The organism is Mesorhizobium sp. M7A.F.Ca.US.005.03.2.1 (genome assembly GCF_003997795.1).
Classification (GTDB): domain Bacteria; phylum Pseudomonadota; class Alphaproteobacteria; order Rhizobiales; family Rhizobiaceae; genus Mesorhizobium; species Mesorhizobium ciceri.
In genome coordinates this window covers 1-3,092 of record NZ_RZRP01000745.1, presented here as the reverse complement: position 1 = coordinate 3,092, position 3,092 = coordinate 1, and the positions used below count along the sequence as shown (strand labels likewise).

At 61.8% G+C, this 3,092-nt stretch carries 4 protein-coding genes and 1 pseudogene; 2 read left to right on the top strand and 3 right to left on the bottom strand.

Annotated features, from left to right (window positions below):
* Positions 1-104: pseudogene (locus tag EN991_RS41190) on the top strand (CoA ester lyase); the annotation flags it as partial.
* Between the two features lie 7 nt (positions 105-111).
* On the opposite strand, the gene EN991_RS29480 reads toward EN991_RS41190, so the two are convergent.
* Positions 112-786, bottom strand: coding sequence for an isoprenylcysteine carboxylmethyltransferase family protein (locus EN991_RS29480; RefSeq protein ID WP_127370068.1), 675 nt, complete (start codon positions 784-786; stop codon positions 112-114).
* A 396-nt stretch (positions 787-1,182) separates the two neighbouring features.
* Between EN991_RS29480 and EN991_RS29475 the strand changes: the two genes are divergently transcribed.
* On the top strand, positions 1,183-1,899 hold the full coding sequence (locus tag EN991_RS29475; protein WP_024505353.1) for a TetR/AcrR family transcriptional regulator: 717 nt from the start codon (positions 1,183-1,185) through the stop codon (positions 1,897-1,899).
* A gap of 18 nt (positions 1,900-1,917) precedes the next feature.
* On the opposite strand, the gene EN991_RS29470 is transcribed toward EN991_RS29475, so the two are convergent.
* Both EN991_RS29470 and EN991_RS29465 read right to left on the bottom strand, forming a co-directional pair.
* On the bottom strand, positions 1,918-2,526 hold the full coding sequence (locus tag EN991_RS29470; RefSeq protein ID WP_064995335.1) for a flavin reductase family protein: 609 nt from the start codon (positions 2,524-2,526) through the stop codon (positions 1,918-1,920).
* The coding region (locus EN991_RS29465) for a nitroreductase (RefSeq protein WP_245461105.1) at positions 2,527-3,092 on the bottom strand (566 nt) is incomplete at its 5' end.

The window sequence follows — 3,092 nt, the reverse complement described above, 5'->3', positions numbered from 1 at the left end:
GCCCCGGCGTCGTCGCTATCGACGGCAAGATGTTCGACCGCCCGCACCTGCGGCTGGCCGAGCGGCTTCTGGCGCGGGCAAAGGCGGCAGGTGTTTCCGCCTGAGCGCCTGCTACCAAACCAATGGAATCAGGCGGTAACGGACCTGGGCCACATAGTCGTCATAGCCGCGCAGACCGGCGCGAAGCGTTTTCTCTTCGATGAAGGTGCGGATGGCCAAGAGAACGACGAGCACGAGCACCGACGCCAGCCCCCACCAGGAACCAAGCAGAAGTGCCGTGCCGGCGAAGAAGAGGATGGCGCCGGCATACATCGGATGGCGGACGTAGCTGTAAGGCCCGGTGGAGATCACACGTTGTCCGCGTTCGTCCTGGATCTTGACCACGGGCGCCGCAAAACTGTTCTCCAGCATCGTCAGATAGCAGATCCAGATTCCGAGCAGCAGGACCAGTGCGCCGACCACCTGCACCCAGACGGGAACCGCCGACCAGCCGAAACGAACGTCGAATCCCATGAATATCTGAGAACCAAAGATGGCGAGCAGAAGTATGGACAGCAGCACCTTGTCGGCCGCGGCCTGATTCTTCTGGATGGGAGAGCTCAGCCGCTCATTCATCAGACCGGGATCGCGCCTCGCCAGCGCCACGCCCAAGGTGAGACTGAGGCCCACCATCCCCACCAGATAGACCCAGGCCCCCGGCCAATGCAGCGTGCCGGCCGACAGGAAGAGCAAGGCGCCCATGACGCCGAACCAGACGAATGTCTGAAGAACCAATTTCGCGATCATGATCGACCTGCCTTGATATCCGCTGATGATTGGTATTTTAGACCATTGGTCTACCATACAGACCACTGGTCTATAGTTCAAGCGAACCTTCGACCCGAGGCTCCGAACTCCCGCTTAACAAAAGGCTTGCAGCAGTCGGTTGTGTTGGCCGCTTTTGCCGGGCAGCCTCCGTGATAGGAATTTTTTCTTGACTCGGTGATCTCAGCTATGGTACATTTTTGCCCATGGTGCTGATTTGCGCCAGTGGCCCGCCGCACAGGCGGGTTTTTCGTTTGATGCTCCGTCAGCCAACGCGCAAGCGGAGGCTCCGAAGGGACCCGTTAACCCGAAATTCGTTGCCCTGGCTGCCGACGTCGGGACTGGACGGGAGCAGCCATCACGTGCAGAAAGTTCGTCATGCCCCGTGTCATCAAGCATCCAGAACTCAGGCGAGAAGAACTTCTGGACCATGCCCAGGCCCTGTTCCTGACCCAGGGCTATGACAAAGCGAGCCTCAATGACGTGATTGCGTCCGCCGGCATCTCGAAGGGTGCTTTCTATCATTACTTCCCCTCCAAGGAGGCTCTCCTGGAGGCATTGGCCGATCGCTTTGCAAGACAGGCACTGGCTGGGGTCCAGGACATACTCCACGATCCCGGCCTCGACCCGCTTGGCCGCCTGAATGGCCTGCTCAGCCAGTCGCGGCGGGCCAAGATCGAAACCGCGCCGGAAGCTTGGGCTCTTTTCGAGACGATGTTCCGGCCTGAGAATCTGGTGCTTTTCCACCGTATCAATCTGGCCGCCAGCGCGTCGTTTTCACCGCTGCTGGTCAAGGTCATCAGGCAAGGAATCGAAGACGGCACTTTCAGGACCTTCGATCCGGAAGGTGTCGCCGACATCGTCATGCAATTCGGCATGGCCACGCGTGATGTCGTGGCCAAGGCCATTGCCGGCGGCAGCGACGCCGACATGGAGGCCGCGATCGAAGTCCTGGAGAAACGCGTCAGGCTCTACGAAATCGCCCTCGACCGCATACTGGGCCTGCCCGATGGAAGCATTCGGATCGGCGAGCCCGGCTATGTGCGCACCGTCATGACCGCCAGGCGGCGAACGAGTGCCGGCAAGGCGCGGTAACTGGCCGAGCCTTGGTATCTAGTCCTTGTCCCAGCGTGGCCGGCGCATCGAAAACACCTCGTCGACGCTGGCATAGTCCATATAGCCGAGACGAGCGACATTGCCGGCCTTGGTGATGTCGAACAGGCCGTCCGTCAGGAAGGCGTCGTCGATATGCACGCCGACCACTTCACCGGCGACGATGACGGCACTTGTCGGCGACCCGTCCAGGGCCTTTGGCCGAAAAACTTGAGTCACCCGGCATTCGAGCGCGGCCGGCGCTGCCGCCACGCGCGGCGGGGCGACCAGCCGCGACGGCGCCATGGCAAGATCGGCATAGACGAACTCATTGACACCGCGCGGAGCATTGACCGACGTGCGGTTCATCTTCTCCGCGAGATCGCGGCTGACCAGATTGGCGACGAACTCGCCGGTTTCCTGGGCGAAGGAGGCGCTGTCCTTCTCGCCTTCGGAGGAGAACCAGACGATGAAAGGCCGCGTCGAAACGGCATTGAAGAAGGAATATGGCGCGAGGTTGATCTCACCAGCCCTGTTCAGTGTCGAAATCCAGCCGATCGGACGCGGCGCCACGATCGCCTTCGAAGGGTCGTGCGGCAGGCCGTGGCCCTTTGACGGCTCGTAGAACATTCAGCCGACCCACGGCCCCGAATAGTCACTGTACAGCTTTGCCGGATCGGGCCGGGGCCGCTCCGGCGCCGGGCCGGCATAGGAGCCGATATGGATGAAGCCGATGACCCGCTCCTGCGGCGCCAGCCCCAGCAGTGCCCTGCCCTCCGGCACATCCGAATACCAGTTGCTGATCATGTTGGTGCCAAAGCCCAGCGCGTTGGCTGATATCATCAGGTTCATCGCCGCCATGCCGCCCGACAGGAACATTTCCCATTGCGGGATTTTTGGATTCTCCCTGGGGACAGATACGACGCCGATCACCAGCGGTGCGCGCGAGAACCGCGCCAGTTCCTGATTGCGGCGGCCCTCCGTCAATGGGCCCTCCCGCTGCTCGGCAAGTGCTGCCAGTTGCCTGCCGATCTCGACGCGGGCGTCGCCACGGTAGAGGATGAAGCGCCAGGGCTCCAACCGGCCATGATCGGGCACCCGGGAGGCAGCAGTGATCATTGTCGCGATCTCCGCATCGCTCGGCGCCGGCTCCTTCAGATCTGGAATCGGTGCGGAGTTTCGGGTCAGCAGGAAGT

Excerpts from the sequence above, each read along its gene's own strand:
- EN991_RS29470 (WP_064995335.1), bottom strand. The coding sequence starts at position 2,526 with ATGTTCTACGAGCCGTCAAAGGGCCACGGCCTGCCGCACGACCCTTCG.
- EN991_RS29480 (WP_127370068.1), bottom strand. The coding sequence starts at position 786 with ATGATCGCGAAATTGGTTCTTCAGACATTCGTCTGGTTCGGCGTCATG.
- EN991_RS29475 (WP_024505353.1), top strand. The coding sequence starts at position 1,183 with ATGCCCCGTGTCATCAAGCATCCAGAACTCAGGCGAGAAGAACTTCTG.